Source organism: Methanoregula sp., from assembly GCF_041645475.1.
Lineage (GTDB): Archaea > Halobacteriota > Methanomicrobia > Methanomicrobiales > Methanospirillaceae > Methanoregula.
This window is the reverse complement of the sequence record NZ_JBAZQA010000001.1, coordinates 84,311-106,713: the sequence shown is the minus strand read 5'-3', so window position 1 is coordinate 106,713 and position 22,403 is coordinate 84,311. Positions and strand designations below refer to the sequence as shown.

At 52.6% G+C, this 22,403-nt stretch carries 15 protein-coding genes; 4 read left to right on the top strand and 11 right to left on the bottom strand.

Going from position 1 to position 22,403, the window contains the following annotated elements; all coding sequences use genetic code 11:
* Positions 1-17: 17 nt before the first annotated feature.
* The 6 genes from WC598_RS00515 to WC598_RS00490 form a co-directional block, all read right to left on the bottom strand.
* Complete coding sequence (locus WC598_RS00515) at positions 18-923, bottom strand: class 1 fructose-bisphosphatase (protein WP_372959505.1); 906 nt, start codon at positions 921-923, stop codon at positions 18-20.
* A 195-nt stretch (positions 924-1,118) separates the two neighbouring features.
* Complete coding sequence (locus WC598_RS00510; protein WP_372959504.1) at positions 1,119-1,871, bottom strand: glucose-6-phosphate isomerase family protein; 753 nt, start codon at positions 1,869-1,871, stop codon at positions 1,119-1,121.
* A gap of 2 nt (positions 1,872-1,873) precedes the next feature.
* Positions 1,874-2,938, bottom strand: coding sequence for a 6-phosphofructokinase (locus WC598_RS00505; protein ID WP_372959503.1), 1,065 nt, complete (start codon positions 2,936-2,938; stop codon positions 1,874-1,876).
* 149 nt (positions 2,939-3,087) lie between these two features.
* Entirely contained in the window at positions 3,088-4,050 is a 963-nt protein-coding gene (locus WC598_RS00500; RefSeq protein ID WP_372959502.1) for a phosphoribulokinase, read from the bottom strand.
* Between the two features lie 209 nt (positions 4,051-4,259).
* The gene (locus WC598_RS00495) at positions 4,260-5,402 is read right to left on the bottom strand and encodes a glycosyltransferase family 4 protein (RefSeq protein ID WP_372959501.1); all 1,143 of its coding nucleotides are present in this window, start codon (positions 5,400-5,402) and stop codon (positions 4,260-4,262) included.
* Complete coding sequence (locus WC598_RS00490) at positions 5,384-6,838, bottom strand: alpha-amylase (protein ID WP_372959500.1); 1,455 nt, start codon at positions 6,836-6,838, stop codon at positions 5,384-5,386. The genes WC598_RS00495 and WC598_RS00490 overlap by 19 nt, the downstream gene beginning before the upstream one ends.
* Positions 6,839-7,886: 1,048 nt before the next feature.
* Between WC598_RS00490 and glgP the strand changes: the two genes are divergently transcribed.
* The 3 genes from glgP to malQ all read left to right on the top strand — a co-directional run bounded on the left by glgP (position 7,887) and on the right by malQ (position 14,310).
* Positions 7,887-10,073 carry an alpha-glucan family phosphorylase gene (glgP, locus tag WC598_RS00485; RefSeq protein WP_372959499.1) on the top strand — a complete coding sequence of 729 codons (2,187 nt, stop codon included), beginning with the start codon at positions 7,887-7,889 and terminating at the stop codon, positions 10,071-10,073.
* Positions 10,074-10,229: 156 nt separating this feature from the next.
* Positions 10,230-12,737, top strand: coding sequence for a DUF3536 domain-containing protein (locus WC598_RS00480; RefSeq protein ID WP_372959498.1), 2,508 nt, complete (start codon positions 10,230-10,232; stop codon positions 12,735-12,737).
* Between the two features lie 76 nt (positions 12,738-12,813).
* A complete protein-coding gene (gene malQ / locus WC598_RS00475) occupies positions 12,814-14,310 on the top strand; it encodes a 4-alpha-glucanotransferase (RefSeq protein WP_372959497.1) in 1,497 nt (498 codons plus the stop codon).
* A 395-nt stretch (positions 14,311-14,705) separates the two neighbouring features.
* Here malQ and WC598_RS00470 read toward each other — a convergent pair whose 3' ends face one another.
* Entirely contained in the window at positions 14,706-15,443 is a 738-nt protein-coding gene (locus WC598_RS00470; protein WP_372959496.1) for a hypothetical protein, read from the bottom strand.
* Positions 15,444-15,667: 224 nt separating this feature from the next.
* Complete coding sequence (locus tag WC598_RS00465) at positions 15,668-16,270, bottom strand: YIP1 family protein (RefSeq protein ID WP_372959495.1); 603 nt, start codon at positions 16,268-16,270, stop codon at positions 15,668-15,670.
* 127 nt (positions 16,271-16,397) lie between these two features.
* Here WC598_RS00465 and WC598_RS00460 point away from each other — a divergent pair, with 127 nt between their 5' ends.
* Positions 16,398-17,168: a hypothetical protein gene (locus tag WC598_RS00460; RefSeq protein ID WP_372959494.1), complete on the top strand. Its 771-nt coding sequence runs from the start codon at positions 16,398-16,400 to the stop codon at positions 17,166-17,168.
* A 238-nt stretch (positions 17,169-17,406) separates the two neighbouring features.
* Here the strand turns inward: WC598_RS00460 and WC598_RS00455 are convergent, their stop codons facing one another.
* From WC598_RS00455 to WC598_RS00445, 3 genes are all read right to left on the bottom strand, one after another.
* On the bottom strand, positions 17,407-19,881 hold the full coding sequence (locus WC598_RS00455; protein WP_372959493.1) for a carboxylesterase family protein: 2,475 nt from the start codon (positions 19,879-19,881) through the stop codon (positions 17,407-17,409).
* Positions 19,882-20,077: 196 nt separating this feature from the next.
* A complete protein-coding gene (locus WC598_RS00450) occupies positions 20,078-21,568 on the bottom strand; it encodes a DHA2 family efflux MFS transporter permease subunit (protein ID WP_372959492.1) in 1,491 nt (496 codons plus the stop codon).
* 228 nt (positions 21,569-21,796) lie between these two features.
* Complete coding sequence (locus tag WC598_RS00445; RefSeq protein WP_372959491.1) at positions 21,797-21,988, bottom strand: hypothetical protein; 192 nt, start codon at positions 21,986-21,988, stop codon at positions 21,797-21,799.
* Positions 21,989-22,403 lie beyond the last annotated feature (415 nt).

The following is a 22,403-nucleotide window of genomic DNA, read 5'->3' as shown; positions in this document are numbered from 1 at the left end:
CAATCACACCTCTTTGTTCACTCAATAGTCATTAAGGTTTCAATGAGCGCGATCTCCTTTCTGCCACCCACGTAAATCGGGGTGACCTGCCCAATGGATTCCGGCTTGATCGTAAGAATATCTGTCTTACCATCGCTGACTGCCCCGCCGGCCTGGTAGATGATCATGCCCATGGGGTTTGCTTCGTACAGGAGGCGCAGCTTTCCCTGCATCTTTCCCTTGTAACCCGGGTACGAGAACACGCCCCCCTTGTGAAGGATCTGGTGCACATCACCAACAAAACAGCCGCTGAACCGGAGCTTGTACCCGGCACCCTCAAGGGACTCAATCCACTGGGCATGGGCGGGAAGGTAATCCTTTCTGAGCGCACCGGGGGCATAGATCTTCCCGTCCGGAATCCGTAAGTCCTTGTGCCTCAGCACGAATTCACCGGTGTCTCTCATAACGAACTCGTGCACGCCTTTTCCGGTGGTGAAGGTTAAGGTTGTGAGCGGGCCGTAGAGAATGTAAAGGGCCGCGACCATGGTCCGTCCCTTTTCCAGGACATGACCGGGATAGATGCCGATAATGGAACCCACACAGAGGTTCACGTCAATCAGGGAAGAACCATCCAGGGGATCGATGACTACCCCGAACTCGTTCTTCGGATGTTCGACTTCAATAATCTGGTCCTGCTCTTCCGTTGCGATATATCGTACCAGGCGGCTTTTCTTAAGACCGGAGATAAAAACATCATCGGCATACTTGTCGAGAGCCATCTGTTCTTCGCCGAACTGGTTGCGCGTTATCTCTTCGGACGGGGTTCTCGGGATTGTACAGAAAAACCCGTGTTTAACGTTCCGGGCCTGTTCGCTGAAAAATACAATCAGATCAGTCAGGTTTTTTTCCGTTCCTGAGTCGACAAGGAATTCTTTAAGCAGCATTATTTTTTCGCCTTCCGCCTCATTATCGGGCAGCAGTACCGGATCTGCCTGTTCACTGCCCGGAGTATCTGTGTAGTCGTTGGATGCAGAGACATATCAGGATTATTGTCCTGCCGGGAGAGGACCTGTATCCCGTAAACCCGAGTGACGCACGGACTGATACGTGGCGCACGGAGACTACGCCTGGGTACAGGGCTATGGGTAAAGATCCCGGAACAATGACTCGTATTTTTCCGGATAATTGAGGAAGTCCAGGATGGATGCCCGTTGCTCTATCAGGTTGTATAATGGATCGGGGATCGTATCGGAAAGATCAACGAGCGGTTTTGCCTGGACAAGCCGTAGCGGCATTACATCCGCATATGCCGGATTTTTTACGAATTCTCCGTTTACCATCTCATAGTAGGCAGCGCCGTGCTGTTCTTCGTACTCACGGTACCTGCTGGAGAACCGGGAAGATACGATGTTTGCCATCTCAAGCACCGATCTTCTGGAGGGATTGATCGTCACATGCCCATACCCGGAGGGTACGACGACAACATCCCCGGCCCGTGCGGATATCAGGACAACATCGGAACAAGTATCGGTCTGGATAAGGTAATGCGCCTCTCCGGCAAGAACCTCATAGATCTCCGGGTACCCGGTGCCCGACGGGTCTTTTGGGTGGTAATGTCCCTTGGTCTTGATATACTCCCCGCAGAGATCGCACGGGGGGATAACCGTGATATCGAAGCGGAGCTCCCGGCTCTGCATCCAAAGGAGGTCTTCAGGAGTCCGGGCCACGTTGCGGTACATAGAATAGACCGGCCCGGCAACCCCGCAACCCGGATAGGCGAGCACATCCTTAAGATCTTCTGCGGTCCGGACATCAGGGCCGGGAAGAGGGCCGGTCCAGCGGGACGGACGGACCGGGCCATTGTGCAGTTTCCGGAATGAGGGTTGTTTCACGCTCATTTTTTCCCGCCGGTAACCATCATCCCGAGTTCATAGAATGCGGGGTCAACCGTTTTGAGTTGCTGGACGGCAGACTCAAGCGTGATCGATGTGATGCGGTTTCCCTGCAGGGCAACCATCTTGCCGAAATCGCCGGCATGGATCAGCTCAACCGCAGCAACACCGAAACGGGTGGCAAGGACGCGATCATACGCAGTGGGCGAACCACCCCGCTGAACATGCCCGAGTGTAGTGACACGCGTCTCGACCCCGAGACATCGTTCCAGTTCCTTTCCCAGCATGTTCCCCACACCAACGAATTTTTCATGACCGCATTCATCCCGGTCATGTTCGGGTACAGGCGGAACACCGATGTCCTCCCGGTGTGCCCCTTCGGCGATAACGACAATGGAGAACTTTTTCCCGGCCTCGTACCGGGCCCGGAGTTTCCGGCAGACCTCGTCCATGGTGAAGTGAACTTCCGGGATAAGAATTGCATCCGCCCCCCCGGCAATTCCCGCCGTAAGAGCAATCCAGCCAACGTTGCGCCCCATCACTTCAACAACAATGATCCGGTGATGGGACTCGGCAGTTGTATGGAGCCGGTCTATCGCTTCGGTAACAATAGAAACCGCAGTGTCAAACCCGAACGTGACATCGGTTCCGCTGATGTCGTTATCGATTGTCTTGGGAACACCCACGAGCGGTATTCCCTGTTTTGCCACATCGCGTGCCGCTGAAAGGGTTCCGTCACCCCCGATGACAACCAGTGCATGGATCCCGTATTTTTTTATATTATGCTGGATTTTCTGGAAGTCCGCCGTGTTTGCGAGGGGGTTTGTCCGGGAGGTTCCAAGGATAGTTCCTCCTTTGGGAAGGATGCCCGAGACCGAGAAATCCGTCAGCGGCTCCACATCCCCGTCAATGAGCCCGAGCCACCCGTTCCGTATCCCGAGTGTCTCAAAATCGTAGGCAAATCCTGCCCGCACCACAGCCCGGATCACCGCATTGAGTCCCGGGCAGTCGCCTCCTCCCGTCAGCACGCCAATGGTTTTCAAACCTTCTTCCCTCCTTACGTTCATGATATCCTGTCAAGGTATATGTTCATTGTCCCAGCCGCACTGTACAGATCTTGTTTCCATCCCGTGTTCCGTACACACTTGTTCATTCCTTGCAGCCATGACCGCTGATTGGAGGTACGGATCATATCCGGATGCTTCCGGCAGGGTCATCACCGGCTCATTTCCATGAAGATCCGGAGGTGGATGATCCGCCAGCAGAGAATCAGCTGGGCAAGGTCCCCTGCGGTCACATAATCCCGGTTTTTGAACAGGGAGATGGGCCGGACCCGGGTCTGGTCTTCGATACTCCGTTCCAGTTTTTTTACCACATGCTCGCTGAGTTCCCCGTCAATGATGAGTTGTCCCATCCGCTGGCCCTCATACTCGCCGGTCTCGAACATGAGACAGAAATTCCGTTCAGAGAGCGACAGAATTGAATAGAGATCGAGCGAGAGATCGATATTCTCAAGAGTTTGTTTCATCCGGTTCTGTTTCAGCGTTACCCGGTATACATTGCGCTCTTCGCCCAGGACCCTGCCATACTGTGAATAGCTGATACCGATGACCGCATCAGCAAATTCTTTCTGGGGATCGATATATCTCAGGTAATCCGGCTCTCTACGGAGGATTTCCTGGTATACCTCTTCCTGTGAATATCCCCGTTTTTTCATATCGCGGCGGATCTTCCAGTCGTATTTTACTTCTTTTGCAGGATCCACGAACAGGGTGAAATCCAGGTATTTTCGCAGTGTGGGTGTAAAAAACGTGTGAAGCCCCTCGAGAATGAGTATCTTTCCGGGCCGGAAGATAACGGGCGGATCAAAGGTTCCGGCAGTATGGTTATACACGGGCTTTTCGATTGGAACCCCACGCCTGAGCTGGATGAGGTCCCGTTCCATCTGGTCGATCCGGTTCGCTTTCGGATCGAGTGCCGTCAGCCCGGCATTCACCCGTCCCTCCCGGTCAAGACTGTGGTAGTCATCAAGGGTGATTGTGGAGACCAGGTCATTGCCAAAAATGCTCCGGATACCCTGGGTGAACGTCGTTTTTCCCGATCCGCTGTCCCCGGCAACACCGATCGTAAAGATATACGGTGATGCAGCAATGGTATCCTTGAAATTTTTCGAATGCATTCAGGTCACTGGTGGTAACAGGTCTCATGTGAATGGGGCGGGGCAGGAGGATGCCTGATACTTCATGGTGCAGTCTCCCGTTCTGGTGATCCGAAACCCGGCTGAAGTACCGGATGATATTCTCACAAAGAGACGGACCTCTGGTATCTTTCCGCACGTCTTTATGGGGTGGAGAAAACCGGCAGGAGGACGTGGTACAGAGACATGTCTCATGCCGAAATCCGTGTGTAGGTATCCGTCAGTCTCAGCACGATCGGCCCCCACAGGAACAGCCGATCCACCTTTTTCCTCCCCCGCATTCCCTGGGCAGATGCATTCCAGGGCTCATTGATCATGGTGCTGATGCCCCATGCAAGCGATTCCGCTGTGGGTTCGGTCTTTATGCCGTTCACGAATGCATCGATATTCTCACCCAGGCCGCCAACATCCGATGCCACAACTCCTTTCTCTGCACTCCAGGCCTCAAGAAGAACCAGACCAAACGGTTCATTCCGGCTTGGAATCACGACAACATCTGCGGCATTCAGGAGCCGGATATATTCGGAATCCGGAATGTACCCGACAAAATTGACCGGCAGGTCTTTTGCCCGATCACGAAGATACTGGATCATTCCGCCGTCACCGGCAACAATGACTTTTGCATCCCAGCGGTACTGACAGACCTGGCGGACGGCTTCTATGAACAGGTCGGGCCCCTTCTGGTATACCAACCTGCCAATAAACAGGACCAGCGGGGCATAGGGATGGATTCCGTACGCTTTTTTAACTTCCCCGGGATCGATCTCCGTACGATATTGCCGCGGAACAACACCATTGGGAATAATATCGCACTTTTCGTCAGGGATATTGTACAGCTGCATCACTTCCCGCTTGAGTGTTGCCGAGACCGCCGCAACCCTTTTTGCAATCAGGCCGCCATACCACTCCTTGCCGGAAATTTCCTTGAACTCCCACCAGTCCCCGTACTGGTTTCCATTCCGCCCGTATTCCGTTGAATGAAATGTCAGGAGCGTGTTCCTGTTCTGGAGGTGATGGAGCGCCTGGATCGGGTGCCAGTCGTGGAAGTGGAGGAAATCGAACCTGCAGGAGCGATCGTACACGTGGAACTGCTCCACCATCAGCCGGCTCATCGTATCGCAATAGTCAACGATATTTTTCCCGGCAGGCCTGCAATAGTGATACTGCACACCTTTGACGGTCTGGTCGGGAATATTCCCGCGGGTAAAGAAATGTACCTCGTGGTTTTGTTTCACCAGGGTTTCTGCAAGGTTTGTGGCGGCAGCGGCAAGCCCGCCAACCCGCTCGGCATACATCGATTCCCAGCAGAAGAAAGCTATTTTAAATGACTCCATAACAGTTCCCTCCGCTCTTTTATTGCATTTGTCAGGTCGTGGCGTTCTCGTAAACCGGTCAGGCTTTCTGCCAGGTGGATGTCGTCGAGCACATCGATAATCCAGTTCCGGAAATCCTCCCTGTCGAGATGATACTGGATCGAATCTGCCGGAACAACATACAGCAGTTCTTCAAACTGGTCCAGGTTATACGCGGTATAGCCGATGAAGCCGGACGGACCTGCGAAATGGAATGCCTGCTCTGGGGCGAGGGTCCGGAGTGTCTTTGCCGATCGGCGGTTCTTCATCACCCGTATCGTGCGGGATTCATAATCCGAGAGAACTTTCATGAAGGTCTTGAACGCGTCATCTGCATCATGGTGGCTGAAATACGTGTGCACTTCCCCGCACGTGCCGTACTTGGAGGCCATGTAGTAGAAGTGATCGCTTGTCTGGAGATAGCGCCAGATCGGCTTATCCACAGCAAATGGCCGGGCAGACTGGACTGCATGAAATGCAGTCTTCTGCCGGTCGTTTCCCATCCAGGCCGATGTATCTTTCTCGATATCTGCCCAGGATATCGTCTCCTGTACATCGATCGTGTCAACGGGTTCATTCCTTGAGATAACCTGGGATGGCAGCAGAGTCTCAACACCCTGCTGACTCAGCTCGTCCGGCAGGGCCCGCAGGAAATCCAGAATTCCGGTCTCCTGCCAGAAATGTTCCCCGAAGGTCTCGTAGTCGAGGAAGACGTTGATGATATCTCCGGAAGACGCGGCAATCCACCGGGCATAGGTATTGGCTGTCAGCGGATACATATCCCAGGAGCGGTTGGCAAACCGGAAGGCAATATCATCGGACAACTTGGTATTCCGGAGCAGAACCGGCAGATCCTTGCATGTGTACAGGTAATCCGGACTTCGCCATCCGAGAACCCGGTCAACACCTTCGGTGAAAATGCCGGCAAAGTCCATATCCCGGATCGTGGCCGCTACATCGTTGTTAAAGGTAAATTCGGTATTCTCGAAAACAACCGGACGGACCCGGAAGCGGTCGTACATTAGGTCGGAATGCATCTTAACCTGTTCAGCGAATTCAGTTTTGTCCGAAAAACAACTGGCAATGCTGTGGTAATAGGTCTGCCCGATAAGCTCGGTATTTTTATGCCGGGCAACCTCCTCGAACAGCGATAAGGTCTCCGGGCTCCATCGCTCGAATTGCTCGATGACAATTCCGGACAACGAGAAGGCACAGGAAAAACCATCATCCAGTTTTTCAAGGATTATCCGGGTTGCAGGATTGTAGCATTTCTCTGCAACACGCAGGAGGATTTCCTTATTGAGCCCGTCAAAATAGTGATCGAACAGGTCTTTCTTTTTCACTTTCGGCTGGGGCGAGAACATGCGGTTCAGCCGGTACGGCTGATGCACCTCGAATCCAAAACAGATCGGCGGCATAGTAATTTCTCCCGGACTGGCTGTGGGGACAGACCATCGGTGCCACTTGGAGGAGTACGAAAATCATTGAACGTGACGGGTTATTCAGCAGGTTTGGGAATCGTGTACGCCCTGGCGCGGTTACTTTTGAGTGGAAAGTCCTCAGCCTAGCAAAGATACATAACATAATCACAGGGATATAAATCTATCTCCATCCCGGATAGAGGGGAGTACCCTGGTATGCATGTGACCTGAGCCCAACAGGTATTGCTTTTTTCACGGAAATTTGCCATTCAGAAAGATGCCGGCTGCGCTGAAATCAAAAACAACTGCAACAAGGGCCATAAATGAAAGGAGATCCATAAGGCCGGAGGCTGCTGGGAGTTTTTTGGTGATCCGTGTCGGGGGAAGGAGAATCACATTGCAATCGGTCAGGAAGATTCCTGGAGTGGCACCTGGTTTGCATAAAAAAAATTCGCAATCAATCTCCGGCAAAAAAATTTCAATCACCCCCCAACCCCCTGCCCGGAATTTTGCAATCGCATCTTGATTGTATTTTCCGGGCCATCACGTCGGAGAAGTGAAAATTTTGTAGCATGTACATGCATTTTGTAGCATAATTATCCAATTGTAGCCTCATCAACTAACACCCCATGATAGCGATTAAAAAAATTAAGCAGGGTCTGCCATGAAAATGTGCCTTCAGAAGCGTGCATAAAAAGTGATACCAGGTACTGCTCAGGTCCTTATAACCATTATTTTGATTCGGGTACTCGTGATCTGACCTCATGAATTGTTGGGCAACGTATCCACACATTTGTCCATACGTTTTATTGTCCCACTCCATGAGGGCGGGTTCTGATTCTGCTATAGAGGCTCTCCAAGGTCTCTCTCCATCGGTAACGGCCGTTTCTGTTTTACGGTATCGTCACATATTCATCGACACAATACATTTCCCGGAACAAAAATTCATTTCTCAAACCCGGTTTTCTTTATCACCATGGGTATTGTCCGCCTCCCATACTATTAAGAAGATGATGAAACTACTACACAACTACTGAGGATTGACGTGGCACCCGATAAGATCAAAAAAATGTTCCCGCAGGTTCCCGAACGGATTAACGGCCTCATCGATCTCGCATACAATCTCTGGTGGAGCTGGAATCCCGCAGTAAAAATGGTTTTCAAGCGGCTGAATCCCCAGGCATGGGTGGAGAGCATCCATAACCCGGTGAAGATGCTCCGTGCCCTTCCTGAAGATGAGCTCCTTTCAGCATCGAAAAATCCCGCATACCTGCGGCATTACGATCTGGTGATGATCCGTTTCCGGTATGAGATGCAGAGGAAACACAACTGGTTCCTTGAACACTGCAGTCATAACCATGATCTCAATATTGCATATTTTTCCGCGGAATACGGGCTGCAGCACTCCCTTCCCCTGTATGCCGGAGGTCTCGGATTTCTTGCCGGGGATCATCTCAAGGAGTCAAGCGACCTCGGTCTTCCACTTGTTGCCGTGGGATTCATGTACTCGGAAGGCTATCTCCACCAGCATATCGGGTCGGACGGCTGGCAGCAGGACATCAAGGAGATCCTGGACCGGGATGCTGCACCCATCCAGAGGGTTCTCTATAATCATGAAGACCAGCTGATTGTGCGGATACCATTTATCGAACCCCCGATCTATGTCGCGGTCTGGAAAGTCGATGTCGGCACGATCCCACTCTTCCTGATGGACACCGATATTCCCGAGAACGATCCTGCTAACCGTTCCATCTCGTACCGGCTCTACACCGGAGACAATGAACAACGGTTAAAGCAGGAGATTGTTCTTGGTATTGGCGGGAGTTACGTGCTGGACGTGCTGGGTGTCCGTCCCTCCATTGTTCACCTCAACGAAGGTCACCCGGCATTCACCATACTTGAACGCATCCGGGAGAATGTCCTGGATAACATGAGTTTTGAAGAAGCTTCGGACAGGGTGCGGGAGACGACCATCTTCACCACCCACACCCCCGTCCCGGCCGGACATGATGCATTCTCCTCTACCCTCATGGACAAGTATTTCAAAAACTATTATCCCCTGCTTGGGATCAGCCGGGAAAAATTTCTTTCCCTGGGGTATTCCCCCCAGGCTTCACAAGACCTCTTCAACATGACCGCCTTCGCACTGAAGATGAGCGCGTTCAGAAACGGCGTGAGCAAAAAACATGGTGAGGTTGCCCGGTCAATGTGGAAACCGCTCTGGCCGGAACTTCCCAAAGAAGAGATCCCAATCCACCATATCACCAACGGAGTGCATGTCCCGACATGGCTGGATCCCAAAATGGAGCTCCTGCTGAACAGGTATTTTTCCCCCTCATGTCCTCAGTGGCGCACCGTGCATGATAAACCTCAGCTGTGGGAGTTGATCCACGAGATCCCGGATGAGGAACTATGGGCCGTTCACCTCCAGCTCAAACGGAAGCTTATCAACCGGATCCGGGAGCATAAGCGGCGCAAGTGGGTGGGCGAGAACACCGATCCCTTAAACGTCCTTTCCGGAGGAGCGCTTCTCGATCCGAACGCGCTCACGATCGGGTTCGCCCGCAGATTTTCCACGTACAAACGGGCAGATCTCATCTTCCAGGATATCGAGCGGCTCAAGAAGATTGTGAACAATCCCTGGAAACCGGTCCAGATCATCTTTGCGGGAAAAGCCCATCCGGCGGATGAGGAAGGGAAGCGGATCATCCAGAAGATATACCGGTATGCCCTCCAGCAGGACTTTGGCGGAAGGATTGCCTTTGTCGAGGATTACGGGGAGCAGATGGCCCAGTATCTGGTCCACGGGGTTGATGTCTGGCTCAACAATCCCATTCCCCCCATGGAAGCCTGCGGTACCAGTGGCATGAAAGCTTCCTTAAACGGTGTTATGCACATGAGCGTCCTCGACGGCTGGTGGCCGGAAGCATATTCCGGGAAGAACGGCTGGGCATTTGGGGATCTGTTGCCCGGCCAGAATCATGACCGGCAGGATGCTGAACAGCTGTACGGGCTCCTTGAACGGGAAGTTGTTCCGCTGTATTATATGCAGACTGACGACGGGATCCCGCACCTGTGGGTGAAGATGATGAAAGAGGCTATCAAATGTACGGCCCCGCGATTTTCAGCCCGCCGTATGCTCAAGGAGTACGTACGGCGGGGATACGATCCAGCCCTGAAAAAAGCATGGGAACAAAGGCAAGGGGAATCAGGTACCTCTGGTCATACCTGAAGTGCGGGTTCTGCATTCCTGTGTATCCAATTTCGCCGCTGAATGGTATGAACACATCCGCACATTCTGCAATGCGGCTCCTGTCTTCACTAGGGGTACTTCACGAAAAAAAGCCAGGGATACGATCTGCTGGATGCTGTTATGGAGGATCATGAAATGGAGAAATTCATCTGTATTCATGGTCACTTTTACCAGCCGCCCCGGGAAAATCCCTGGATTGAAGAAGTCGAAGTGGAGGATTCCGCGTACCCGTACCATGACTGGAATGCACGGATCACTGCAGAATGTTATGCCCCCAATGCCGCATCCCGCATTCTCAATGCAGACAAGAGGATTATCGGTATCGTCAATAACTATGCCGCGATCAGTTTCAATTTCGGGCCAACGCTCCTGAAGTGGCTGGAAGAGAAGAACCCGCAGGTTTATTCTGCAATTCTCGAAGCCGATAAAGAGAGTCTGCGGCGGTTCTCCGGGCACGGATCTGCGATTGCTCAGGCATACAACCATATCATCATGCCCCTTGCCAGCCAGAGGGACAAACGCACCCAGATAATATGGGGAATACAGGATTTTGTTCACCGGTTCGGGAGATTTCCTGAGGGCATGTGGCTGCCGGAAACGGCAGCAGATTCTGAAACGCTGGAGCTGCTCTCCGAACAGGGAATTCTGTTCACCATTCTCTCACCATCCCAGGTATTACGGGTAAAAAAGGTAACCGAGCCCCGCTGGGAGGACGTGAGCCGGGAGACCCTTGACTGCTCCATGCCCTATACCTGCCGGCTTCCCGGCGGAAAATCCATTGCCATCTTCTTTCTGGATGATGCCATTGGCCAGGAGCTGGCATTTGGCAGCCTTCTGGAGAATGGGGATGCGTTTGCCGGGAGGATGGTGCGCTCCGTTTCCCGGTTCCCAATGGGATCCGGTATTCTCAGTGTTGTTTCCGATGGTGAAACGTACGGGCATCATCACCGGTTTGCGGACATGGCACTTGCCTATGCCCTGTACATCGTGGACAAGACAAAACCGGCCACCCTCACCCTTTTCGGGGAATACTTATCCATCCATCCCCCGACACATGAGGTTGAGATCAGAGAGGACACCTCCTGGAGCTGTCTCCACGGGATCGAGCGGTGGAGGAATGACTGTGGCTGCACCACCCGGGGAACGATACTAAAGGGGACTGATTCCCCTCCCCGGAACCCGACACGGCCAACGGAGACACCCTCCGGGGGGACCGGAGTTTCTCACTCGGAATGGAAGCAGACCTGGAGGCGTCCGTTACGTGCGGCCATGGACTGGCTGCGCGATGAACTTGCCCCTCTTTATGAAAAAGGGATGAGCGGGTATGTTTCCGATCCATGGAAGGCCAGAGACGATTATATCAAGGTCATCCTTGATCGCTCACCGTATATCCGTGAACAGTTTTTCACAAACCATGCAACCCGGATTCTTTCAGATAAGGAAAAAAGCCGGGTGATCAGTCTTCTGGAAATGCAGCGGCATGCCATGCTTATGTACACCAGCTGCGGATGGTTTTTTGATGATATTTCCGGGATTGAATCGGTCCAGGTGATGAAATATGCGTGTCGTGCCATGCAGCTCGCACGCGAGGTTTCCGGTATTGATCTTGAGCCCGTCTTTATCTCATACCTGCTTGAAGCACAGAGCAATATTCCCGAACACGGGGATGGTGCAGCCATCTACCGGAACAATGTTGCGAGATCGATGATTGATCTCAACAGGATCGTTTTCAACTACGCCGTCTCCGCTCTCATTATGGATAACCCGGATACACAGGCTATCAGGCATTTTACGAAACTGGCTGAATCCGTTGAAAAATCCGAGTCCGGTAAGATCCGGATGGTGACGGGGACGCTGGATCTCCGGTCGGATATCACCGGTGAAGAGAAAATCCTTGAATTTGCTGTCCTTCATCTCGGCACCTATGAATTCCTGGGGGGCATACGGGAATTTACCGGTGATGTCTCATTCACCATGATGAAGGACTGTTTCAAAGCCGCTTTTAGAACCGCAGATATACCGCTTCTGGTCCGGAGCCTGGAAACGGAATTTGGCACATCCACCTATTCTCTCTGGCATCTCTTCAGGGACGGGCAGCGGGAGACCCTCTTCCGGCTCCTGGAATCAACCCTCGAAGACCTGGATTCTTCCTTCCGGCAGATCTACCGTCAGCAGATCAGCCTGATTCACGCAATGCGGGAGATGCAGATACCGGTCCCCAGAGTATTCGAAGACCCGGTCTGGTACATCCTCAACCGGGATCTCAACCAGACGCTCTCGGAGGGGGGTGACCCCCAGAAAATCCAACACCTGGTCAATGAGATGATCCACGGGCAGTTCTCGCCGGACCGCAGTACCCTGAATTTTACTGCCTCAAAACGGATTGCCTCCCTTACAAAAAAACTCTCCTGCGTACCGGATGATATCATTGCAATGGAGGAGATCATTGATCTATTTAAAATTCTTGTACCCCTCTCCCTCAACTACGAACTTTGGGAATGCCAGAATGATTATTTTTATTGCGGCAAGAAGCAGCTGGCATTCATGAAGCAGAGGGTCGGTGAGGGGGATTCACGTGCAGTCCGCTGGATCTCACACTTTAAGGAACTGGGAACCTGGCTTGGAGTTTCGTGCAGTGAATAACACTGGTGGAAAAAATGACGGGGCTGCAGCCGGAACAAACAAAATGCCAACATCAGGGTACATTGGAGGCGGGTGTATGAGTTGCCGCGGGAGCGGTATCCTGCTCCATGTGACCTCACTCCCCTCCCCATTTGGAATCGGGGATCTCGGGCCCCCGGCATACCGGTTTGCTGATTTTCTGCAGGATGCCGGCCAGAAATACTGGCAGATCCTTCCCTTAACTCCCACCGCCCCCCTCTATGATAACTCCCCCTACATGAGCTCGTCCGCATTTGCCGGAAATATCGGACTGATTAGCCCAGAACTGATGATCCGGGAGGGTTTTCTTGAGATGAGCGATTGCAAAGATGTCCCGGCTTTTCCCAAGAACTGCGTGGATTATGAGGGAGCAAGCCGGTATAAAAAAACCCTTTTTTCCCGGGCCTATCATGTGAGCAGCGATACGATCCAGGCAAGTCCTCATTATCAGAAGTTCTGCCGTGATCAGTCGGGATGGCTTGAAGATTATGCGATCTTCCAGTCTCTCACCAGTCACTTTGGGGATACTACCTGGGACACCTGGCCGGAAAAGATAAAAAAACGTGATGGGGAATCTCTTGAAGAAATAAAAAATCAATTACGGGATGAGATTGAAAAAGAAAAGTTCCTCCAGTTCATTTTTTTTAACCAGTGGAAGGCACTTCACCGGTATTGCCTGGACAAGGGAATCTTCCTGATTGGCGACATGCCAATCTATGTGAACCATAACAGCGCCGATGTCTGGGCACATCCGGACCTTTTCCGGCTTGATGCTCATGGTAAACCAACCGTTGTTGCCGGAGTGCCTCCCGATTATTTCAGCAAAACAGGGCAGTTATGGAAAAACCCGCTCTACCACTGGCAGGAACATGAGCGAACAGGCTTCTCCTGGTGGATTAGCCGGTTCAGACAGAATTTCGCCCTGTTTGACACCGTACGAATCGATCACTTCCGGGGGCTCGTTGCCTATTGGGAAGTTCCTGCGGATGCAACTGATGCGACACGGGGTACATGGGTCAGGGCACCAGGTGAACAATTCTTAACGATGATGAAAACAACATTCTCTGCCTTTCCGGTAATTGCAGAAGACCTGGGGGTAATAACTCCGGACGTGCACGATCTCATGCGACAATTCCATCTGCCGGGCATGAGAGTCCTGCAGTTTGCGTTCACGGATGAGACCTCGAAAAATCCCCATGCACCCCACAACCTGTCACGGGAACTTGTCCTGTACACGGGAACGCACGACAACTCCCCGGTCCGGGGATGGTTCGAGCATCATGCAACGCCCGAAGATAAACGCAGGCTTTTCCAATATCTGGGGAGGGAATACTCCGCAGATGAACTCCCGGAAGTTTTTATACGCCTCGCCATGATGTCAGTTGCAGATACGGTGATTCTTCCCCTCCAGGACATCCTTGGTCTTGGGGAAGAAGCCCGGATGAATACCCCGGGAACGGATGAGGGCAACTGGAGATGGAGGGTTGAAGAACCTATGACAAAAGAGATTGCCGGGTATCTTCATGATATGACGCGGGTTTTTGGAAGGGCATGATTTTTTAAAGAAAGGCTCTGTTGAAACCTCAAATCACATTGAATACCTGCTGGTTTTTGAAGAAATGATCGAGATAAAAAAAATGATGCATTGCAATTTGATTTCCTTACTTTGCTGTCGGTAAGACCGGGGTTGGATTGGTTTTCCAAACAATCGTTTCAAGATTGAAAAAACCGTTTCGGCTATGTTCCTGCGTCTGTAGATTTTCAGGTTGACTGAAGTGGCCATGCCCTGTCAGTTTTTCCAGAAAAAGATAATGCGTGCCAGTCTCGGATCGGAATGATGGATTGTGATTCAAAATCCTCATAATTCAACAGATGAATGCACGTGGAGTCGCAGCCCTTATCCACTACATACCCGGTTGAATGGTTCTCCGGGAAATGGAAGTGAATACCTCAGAACGACAGCACATTATCCTCGGCATGCAGTTCTTTTCTCTGGACCCAGAAGGCCCGGTCCGGTTTTATCACGAGCACGTCAATGGGTCCCCCAACCGTCTTGAGCCGGGTCTGGAACCGCATAGTGTCGCGGGTGGTCTTCACCGCGTAGATGGCAAAATCAATGGCATCCTGCAGAGTAAAGAACTGCCAGTTGATCACCGATGGCGGAAGCGGGGTTGCACTCCCATCCGGCCCCATGAGACTGACCGGCTGGATGAGCCGGGTCATGACGTCGTTCTCTCCTTCCCAGGCAGCTCCCTGATCGCCGGGCTTGTTGATCTCCGTCCAGGTACCGTTGATGAGAATGAGCCGCCAGAGGTGGGGGATCAGTTTCCCGTTCTTCTTGCTGTAGCCGGCAACATGGAACCCGGTATCGGGGACCAATGGGAGGGATCGGAAATAATCGATGAGCAGCTTCGGGACAGCATTGACATCGACAGCTGGCCCGGAAAATTTTTCGGTGATGAACGAATCAATGTAGCCGCTGATGGGAACACCCTGGATATCGGCGGCCCCGTACGTGGAGATACCGATATTTCCCGGGGCAAGGAAGGTCTTGTAATTCGCATCGGACTGGGGAACAGAGATCTGAACCTGCTGGTTTCCCCGCTGCTCGGTATGGGTCAGCGTGAGCCGGCTGTCACTTGCCATAACAATGCCTTCCTGGACATAGAGGGATATGATAAATGACATTTTTTGGATCTCCTTAAGGTTTGTATTTTCTCATTTGTTGAATTTAAAACGATGGATATGGAGTGGGTGAGGTTTTCCAATTTTCGTTCTGCCGCAGATTCATCCGGGAGATAATCGGGTGGTTGTATCCGGATACGAAAACTGAACACACCCGGTCATGTAACCGGTGGCAAGGATATGCAACTTACGGCAATCCCGAAAAATGAGTTCCTGATCCCGGCTTATCAGGAGTTTAGGGGTGGGATGGGGTTTCCTGAGGGGAACGGGAGTGCCGTGGTGGTCATAAAGGAAGTAATGAAGTACGCGGCAACCAGGATGAGGACAACAACCGGGATGACGACGGCAATGACAACAACCAGGATCAGTTTACCGGTACTGAGCTCCTGGTACTCGCGGATGCCCAGGATGCTAAGCACGAGCGACCAGAGGGCAAAGAAGATGCCGACAAAGGGGATCCACCCGAAAAGGAGACGGGGCGTGTTCCCGTACAGGATCGCTTTTATGGTCTGCATGATCCCCTTGCGCCCTCCGAAAAGGTATACCCAGAGGTGGAGCCAGGCAGCAAAGATGAGTGTGCAGATGAACCCGCCTATAAACACCATGAAAAAGACCATGACCGGGAAAGCAAGCCCGAAACTCATGCCGGAGATCTTCTCCATGCCGCCAAACCCGAGCGCAACAACCAGTGCCGACAGGACGGCATTGAAGAGAAGAAGTACCGCAAAGTAGGTGAACACAGCACCCGTTTCATCGGTCTTCGACTTCTGGAACGTCTCAACAGGATTTAAGAGAAATCCCTTTGCTTTGTCTGCGAGAGAATGCATCATACAACCCAATGATGGTAAGGGATGTGAGATAAAGGTGGAGTCTTCAGGATTAGTTCCCGAAGGCCGGTGGATAACAGGGTGAAAATACAACACCTTTTTTGCGATCCGGAACATTTTTTTGTATCGTATGAGATTCCTCATCGGTATAGCTATCCTTCTTGTTATCGGGGTTCTTGCCTGCGGCTGCACAAGCCAGTCCCCTGCAACAACAACTCCGGCCACCGTGACACCCGCACCGGCAAACCTTCCCGCTACCCTCTCCGACAGCCACCCGAATACTACCCTCTCACTCGATCCCTGTGTGATTGTTGTATCGGTCCGGACTGAGGATGCAGACAAGATGGAACTGGACTTTGCTAACCTGTCAGGTGGATACGTGGCAGCTACCGTGTTCTACACAACCGGCCCGTTCGCAGGATCGGTAGCATTTCAGGCACCCCAGAAAGATACCTACCAGCTCAACGTATCCGGCAGCGGCCGGTGGACTGCAGACATTGCTCCTCTGGTCACAACAAATCCCTTAAAAACACCGGTGAACCTTTCGGGTTCGGGAACCCAGGTAACACCGGTCTTCTACCTTGAACGCGGGGAATATTTCTTTGAACGCAACGAAACCGGCCTCGCCTCCCCCTACTACTTCCTCGGGTTTGGCAACGGCACACCCCTTATGGATGCCAACAACACGTATATCCAGCCGGATTTTGGCGCTCTCTCACCCCACCCGTTCACGTTCATTACCATTCCCGAAAGCGGCATCTATTTCCTGAACGTGCTCGGCCGGAATAATCCCGGGAGCTGGGCAGTCACCATAGAACCGGTTCCGAAAATACCATATCTGGGACCTGGTCCGGCCAGGCTTCCGGCGGGAGTTACTCTCACCCGGAATGTAACCCCATAACGAAGAGAACTGATCTGATTATTCCCTCCTTTTTAAAAAGAGTGCCAAGAGATACCAGAATATGATCTTCCGGTCATTCTGGATTTTTCAGACGGTTGAAAAAAGTACGTTAGGGTTGCCGCTCATCACGGTCAGGATCCTGGGACAGCGAATGGAGAGGATTGATACCGGAACCGGTGGCGGACCGGTCTCCTGCAGCCGGGGGCTGGTACCTCCCCCGGCCGGGATATCCTGCGTCTCACCGGGCCCGTATCGTGAATCTATCCCCGGTCTCCCAGGACCGGGTCGTTGCATTGTACAGTTTCTGGACCCCGTCGTAGGTTCCAAGGTCTTCGTGAACCGTGACGACAAGGTAACCGACCTGCTGATCATCTTGGGCAATATTTTTTGTTGGGTATTCCAGCGTAAGGACCGGATCAACGAGCGAAGTATTGAACGCCCCCATCTCTGCCCCGCCGTTCCCGCTGATGATCTGCTGCAATCCCTGCGATGCGCCCCTGACATACATATGGGTATGCCCGGAAAAATACGCGGAAACATTATTGTCCACCATGCTCTGCCAGAAGAGGCCGGCCTCGACGGGATGGACCCCGAGACTGAAGAGATAATCGTCTTCATCGTGTTCCACGAAGTAGACCGGGGAATGCCCGAAGACAAACATGAAGGGTTTTGTCTCCTGCGTGAGCTGCGCATTGACCCATGTCTGGTTCACGGTCTCTTTGATCCCGTTATGCGCAATGTAATCGTCGGTTGCAATGAATTTTGCACCCTTGTGGGTGAACGAGTACGTCAGTTTCTCTTCCCCGGGCGGTCCGTTTACCGGCATTGTGGAAGCAACGGTTGCAATATACGTGCCGGTGAGGTTGGCTGCGGTAGTATCCAGTGCGGCTTCGTGATTTCCTCTGACGGTATAAATCGGGATACCGGTTCCCGCCGGGTAGTTGTGAATCGGCGATACCCCTTTTGTCCAGTTGGCGAACTGGGCCGGGTAGTTACCCCGCACAGAGGATGTATTGGGTAACATCCAGCCGTTGATCAGGTCTCCGACATAGATGGCGAGATCCGGATTCTCAGCGGCAATCGCAGTCGAGATCGTACCAAGCTCGGGACTGACACCCACGGTCGTATTCTTGTCAGGGTCAGGTGAATCCCCGAATACCACGAACTTCCAGGTTTTCGATCCGGATGAGGTCAACGGGCCGGAAGGACCAATGACCGAAGGGGTGACGTTGATCTCGAGATACCGGCCTTGTTTCCGTGTGTAGTTCGGCCAGGTCACATTCATCCCGCCATTCGGGTTCCCCGTTTTGGCAAAGCGTGTCCAGAGATCCACGACATTCGCAGCAACCGCCGGATCCGGTTGTATTTTTGGGACCCCGAACAGTAAGAGAGCTTCGCTACCATGGAACGCCCCGTTGGGCTGCCCGGGAAGGATGTATGAGTACCGGTACATGTAGGTATCGGGGCGTATGTCCCCCATAGAACCTGCTGCAAATTTCACCGAATCGGAAAAGTCATAATCCGTCATGATCTGCGCCAACCTGAGCTGAACCTCGGCGGTAGAATTTGCAGGATACTTTGCGAGGACCACACCGGCATCCTTTCCGAACCGGCTCTTCAGGAACGCAGTATACTCCGGAACGGTCATGTTGGCATTTGCGGAAAGCGTTGTCCCGTCATTGGCATTGTTTCCGATCATGAGGGGGACCGGATTCTCGCGGTGCTGCAGGTACATGTTATCGAGGGTGTCGGGAAGGATCCACCCGTCAATCGTTGGCTCGAACTGGATGGTATGAGTGTTCCAGAACGAGGATGCCGGCCAGGGGGTTGCATTGATCAGGGTTTCGGGACTGACCTCCCGCATCCGGGCAATTGTATCCGGCCCTGAATATCCGAGGCTTGACGCGTAATCCACCCCGAACTGCTCGGCCTCTGATTTTGAGTGCGTGGCATTGATGATCGCCCCGTGCGCCCAGAAGGGACCGCTTTCAACAATGGCCTGCCGGTAGAGCCCTTTGCTTTCGGGGCTGGCAACATGGATCAGGGTGCTCTCCGCCCCGGCCGACTGCCCGAAGATAGTGACCTGCGACGGGTCGCCACCAAACGCCCCGATGTTTCGCTGAACCCAGCGCAGGGCAGCCTGCTGGTCGAGAATCCCGTAGTTGCCCGAACTGTTATGCACAGATTCGTTCGAGAGCTGGGGATGGGCAAGGAACCCGAGAGCGCCGACCCTATAGTCTGGCGTGACTACAATGACTCCGTTCTTTGCAAGGGTTGTCCCGTTATACAGCAGTATGGAGCCCGCCACATCGCCAAATCCCCCGCCATAGAAAAAGACCATGACCGGGAGTTTCTCATCAGTATTCTTCGCGGGGGTCCAGACATTGAGATACAGACAGTCCTCGCTCATGTTCAGAGGAGCCGTAGATCCCGGCTGGGGACAGGTTGCTGAATACTCCTTTGTCACCCTGACACCATCCCATGGTTGTACCGGCGCGGGAGGTCTCCAGCGCAGGTCGCCGGTCGGAGGAGCGGCGAACGGGATGCCATGATACACCCGGAGGCCATCCTGGTTTATTCCTGAAACATACCCGGCGTCCGTTTTCACGACCGCAGTATCCGGTTCCTTCTGGGTACATCCGGCAAATACCGCACATCCGATGAGGATTAGGCAGATTACCAGAATATTGCATATCCGCTTATTTGTGGGCATACGATTGCATCCTCTCGATCCTCCGACATAAACCTGGTCCGTAGTAAGGATATAAGATCTTACGGGCAAACCCGGTTCTCGTTGGTACCGTTTTTACGCATCAACGCGTTTTTGAGAATGGATAGTACAAGAGTATAACGTTTCGTACCAGGTATCCGGAAGATCCCCATTTTTCCCGGGGGATAAAAAAGAGTTTTCAGAGAATTATGGTTTTTGTATCCTCATCCTCGCCCGACAGGTAGTCAGGGTGCACTTCCTGCTTTGCAAAGATGGCGAGGATGAGAATGATGACCGCAACAACGAGCGAAGCAAAGAAGGCCAGATCGAACCCTGCCGTCATCAGTTCCATCTGGATTTTTGCCGGTGCTGTTTCGGTGATCCCGCGGTGGCCGGCAATTGTTGCGATACCCTGCATGAAGACCAGGTTTGCAAAGGCAATGCCAAGGGTTAAGGGAGCGAACCGCTCCAGGCTCGTAAGGCTGGAGACCATGCCCTGGTACTGCTTCCCTACGGAATTCATGATCATGTTCGAGGCCGGCGTGATCATCAGTCCCAGGCTGAATCCCAGGATGAGCAGGGTGAGGGTTACAAAGCTGGTCGGAGTGTTTATCCGGAGGAGTGTCATCAAGAAGTACCCGATGACGAGCAGGATACCCGCGACAATACAGAGTTTCCTGCCGCCAACCCGGTTGTAGAGCATGCCGGAAATAATGCCGGCAACCATCATGGCAACCGAAAGAGAGGTGAGGATGAGGCCGGAATCCGAGACGCCGTACCCTTTCACGTACTGGAGATAGAACGGGAGCAGGTAGTTGATGCCGGCAAAGCTGAAGAAGACCAGGGCCATGATGAGGTTGGTCATGAGGAAATTTTTGTTCCTGAAGAGGCGGAGCTCAAGGAGTGGATCGGTCACCCGGAGTTCGTGCAGGACAAAGTACCCGAGCGTGATGATGGCAAGCGCGAGGGATCCAAGGATGACCGGGGAAGTCCAGCCAAGCGAGATACCTTCGGATACCGCAAAGAGCAGGGCCGCAAGCCCGACAAAGATCAGCATCGCGCCGGCTTTGTCGAAACCCGCCGATTTGCCAACAGGACTGTTCTTTGGAATGACTTTTGCACCCAGGAGGAGAGCAATGATGCCCACTGGTACATTGATGAAGAAGATCCAGTGCCAGGATAGGTACTGGGTGAGCACCCCGCCTATGGTAGGCCCGATTGCGGTCCCGAGAGCAGCTGCAGTCATGACGACACCCATGGCTTTTCCTTTCTGCGACATGGGGATGAACGCGGTGATCATGGCCGGTGCAATCGCTGTTATCATGGCACCGCCGATTGCCTGGAAGACACGCGAGCCGACAAGCACGTAGAATGAATTCAGGAGATCCGGCAGAACGGCACATGAGAACGATCCGAGCGTGAAGATGATAAATCCTAAAAGGAAGATCTTCTTGAACCCTATACGATCGGCCAGTTTGCCAAATATGAGGACACAGCCGGCCAGCACCAGGAGGTAGATGGTCGCAACCCAACTCACGGTGCTTGATGAGAGATTGAAATCTGTCGAGATGGTCGGCAGTGCGATATTCACGATAGTGCCGTCCAGTGAGGACATAAAGACAGCAAGAGAGATGGAGATGATCAGGAGATTGAGATTCCCTGATTCTTCTCCATGACGGGAACGTTCCATGCAGGAATATTGGCGGTAAGGATAAAAAAGAGGTGGGAGATGGTTTCCGGGTCATAACAGCCGTGATGTATATCCATCCGTTTGTACCAGGTTATATGCGGCCTTATGGTTCGCAGGTTCCATAATTCACGTTTTACTCGGAGAACAGCAACTGGACTGAATAGTACCTTATTATTCGGAATTCTCCCGGCTCGGATATGACCGGGGAAACCCCGTGATAAAAAAAAATTATTGTTTCAGGGGGGGCTCGTTCATCCCGAGGAAGTCCTGGGTGTTCTTCCCGTACTCACCCGGGGCATACCGTGATCCAAAATGCGGAACACCTTTGAACCGCAGTACCCACGAGCCGTTGATCTGCCCGGCTATCTTAACCTGGATCTGATCGGGAGTCCGGATATCGGCAGTCCCCTCAACGAGCATGACCTCCTTGTGGATGTCGGACAGGCTGCGCCATCCAGGAAGGATTTTTTTCGCATTGTAAAAATTGAGAACTATACATAACGCTATCAGCAGAAGCAGCAATCAGGTATAATAAAAGGAACACGGGAACAGAAATGGGACATCGGGGTGTTGATTCCTGCAGGAGATATGATTGCGCTCATCTTATCTGCAGTTATCTGCTTGGGAATCATCTCTCCCGGGCCTGCGTGACAGCGAGCGAGATTGCTCGTTTTCATAACCTTTCCCGGAAATCCTCCCCGTCTATCAGTGCCATGCTGAATTTTCTCTACAGCAACCGGTCCGGGAGACCCGGTTCGGTTTTTACATCATGGGAACCGCCCCGTTCAAGAAGAGTAATTACCCTCACCACTATACGATAGAACTCATCGATTCG

Excerpts from the sequence above, each read along its gene's own strand:
- WC598_RS00450 (WP_372959492.1), bottom strand. The coding sequence starts at position 21,568 with ATGGAACGTTCCCGTCATGGAGAAGAATCAGGGAATCTCAATCTCCTG.
- WC598_RS00455 (WP_372959493.1), bottom strand. The coding sequence starts at position 19,881 with ATGCCCACAAATAAGCGGATATGCAATATTCTGGTAATCTGCCTAATC.
- malQ (WP_372959497.1), top strand. The coding sequence starts at position 12,814 with ATGAGTTGCCGCGGGAGCGGTATCCTGCTCCATGTGACCTCACTCCCC.
- WC598_RS00495 (WP_372959501.1), bottom strand. The coding sequence starts at position 5,402 with ATGGAGTCATTTAAAATAGCTTTCTTCTGCTGGGAATCGATGTATGCC.
- WC598_RS00515 (WP_372959505.1), bottom strand. The coding sequence starts at position 923 with ATGCTGCTTAAAGAATTCCTTGTCGACTCAGGAACGGAAAAAAACCTG.
- WC598_RS00500 (WP_372959502.1), bottom strand. The coding sequence starts at position 4,050 with ATGCATTCGAAAAATTTCAAGGATACCATTGCTGCATCACCGTATATC.
- WC598_RS00470 (WP_372959496.1), bottom strand. The coding sequence starts at position 15,443 with ATGTCATTTATCATATCCCTCTATGTCCAGGAAGGCATTGTTATGGCA.
- WC598_RS00480 (WP_372959498.1), top strand. The coding sequence starts at position 10,230 with ATGGAGAAATTCATCTGTATTCATGGTCACTTTTACCAGCCGCCCCGG.
- WC598_RS00445 (WP_372959491.1), bottom strand. The coding sequence starts at position 21,988 with ATGCTCGTTGAGGGGACTGCCGATATCCGGACTCCCGATCAGATCCAG.
- WC598_RS00460 (WP_372959494.1), top strand. The coding sequence starts at position 16,398 with ATGAGATTCCTCATCGGTATAGCTATCCTTCTTGTTATCGGGGTTCTT.
- WC598_RS00490 (WP_372959500.1), bottom strand. The coding sequence starts at position 6,838 with ATGCCGCCGATCTGTTTTGGATTCGAGGTGCATCAGCCGTACCGGCTG.
- WC598_RS00465 (WP_372959495.1), bottom strand. The coding sequence starts at position 16,270 with ATGATGCATTCTCTCGCAGACAAAGCAAAGGGATTTCTCTTAAATCCT.
- WC598_RS00505 (WP_372959503.1), bottom strand. The coding sequence starts at position 2,938 with ATGAACGTAAGGAGGGAAGAAGGTTTGAAAACCATTGGCGTGCTGACG.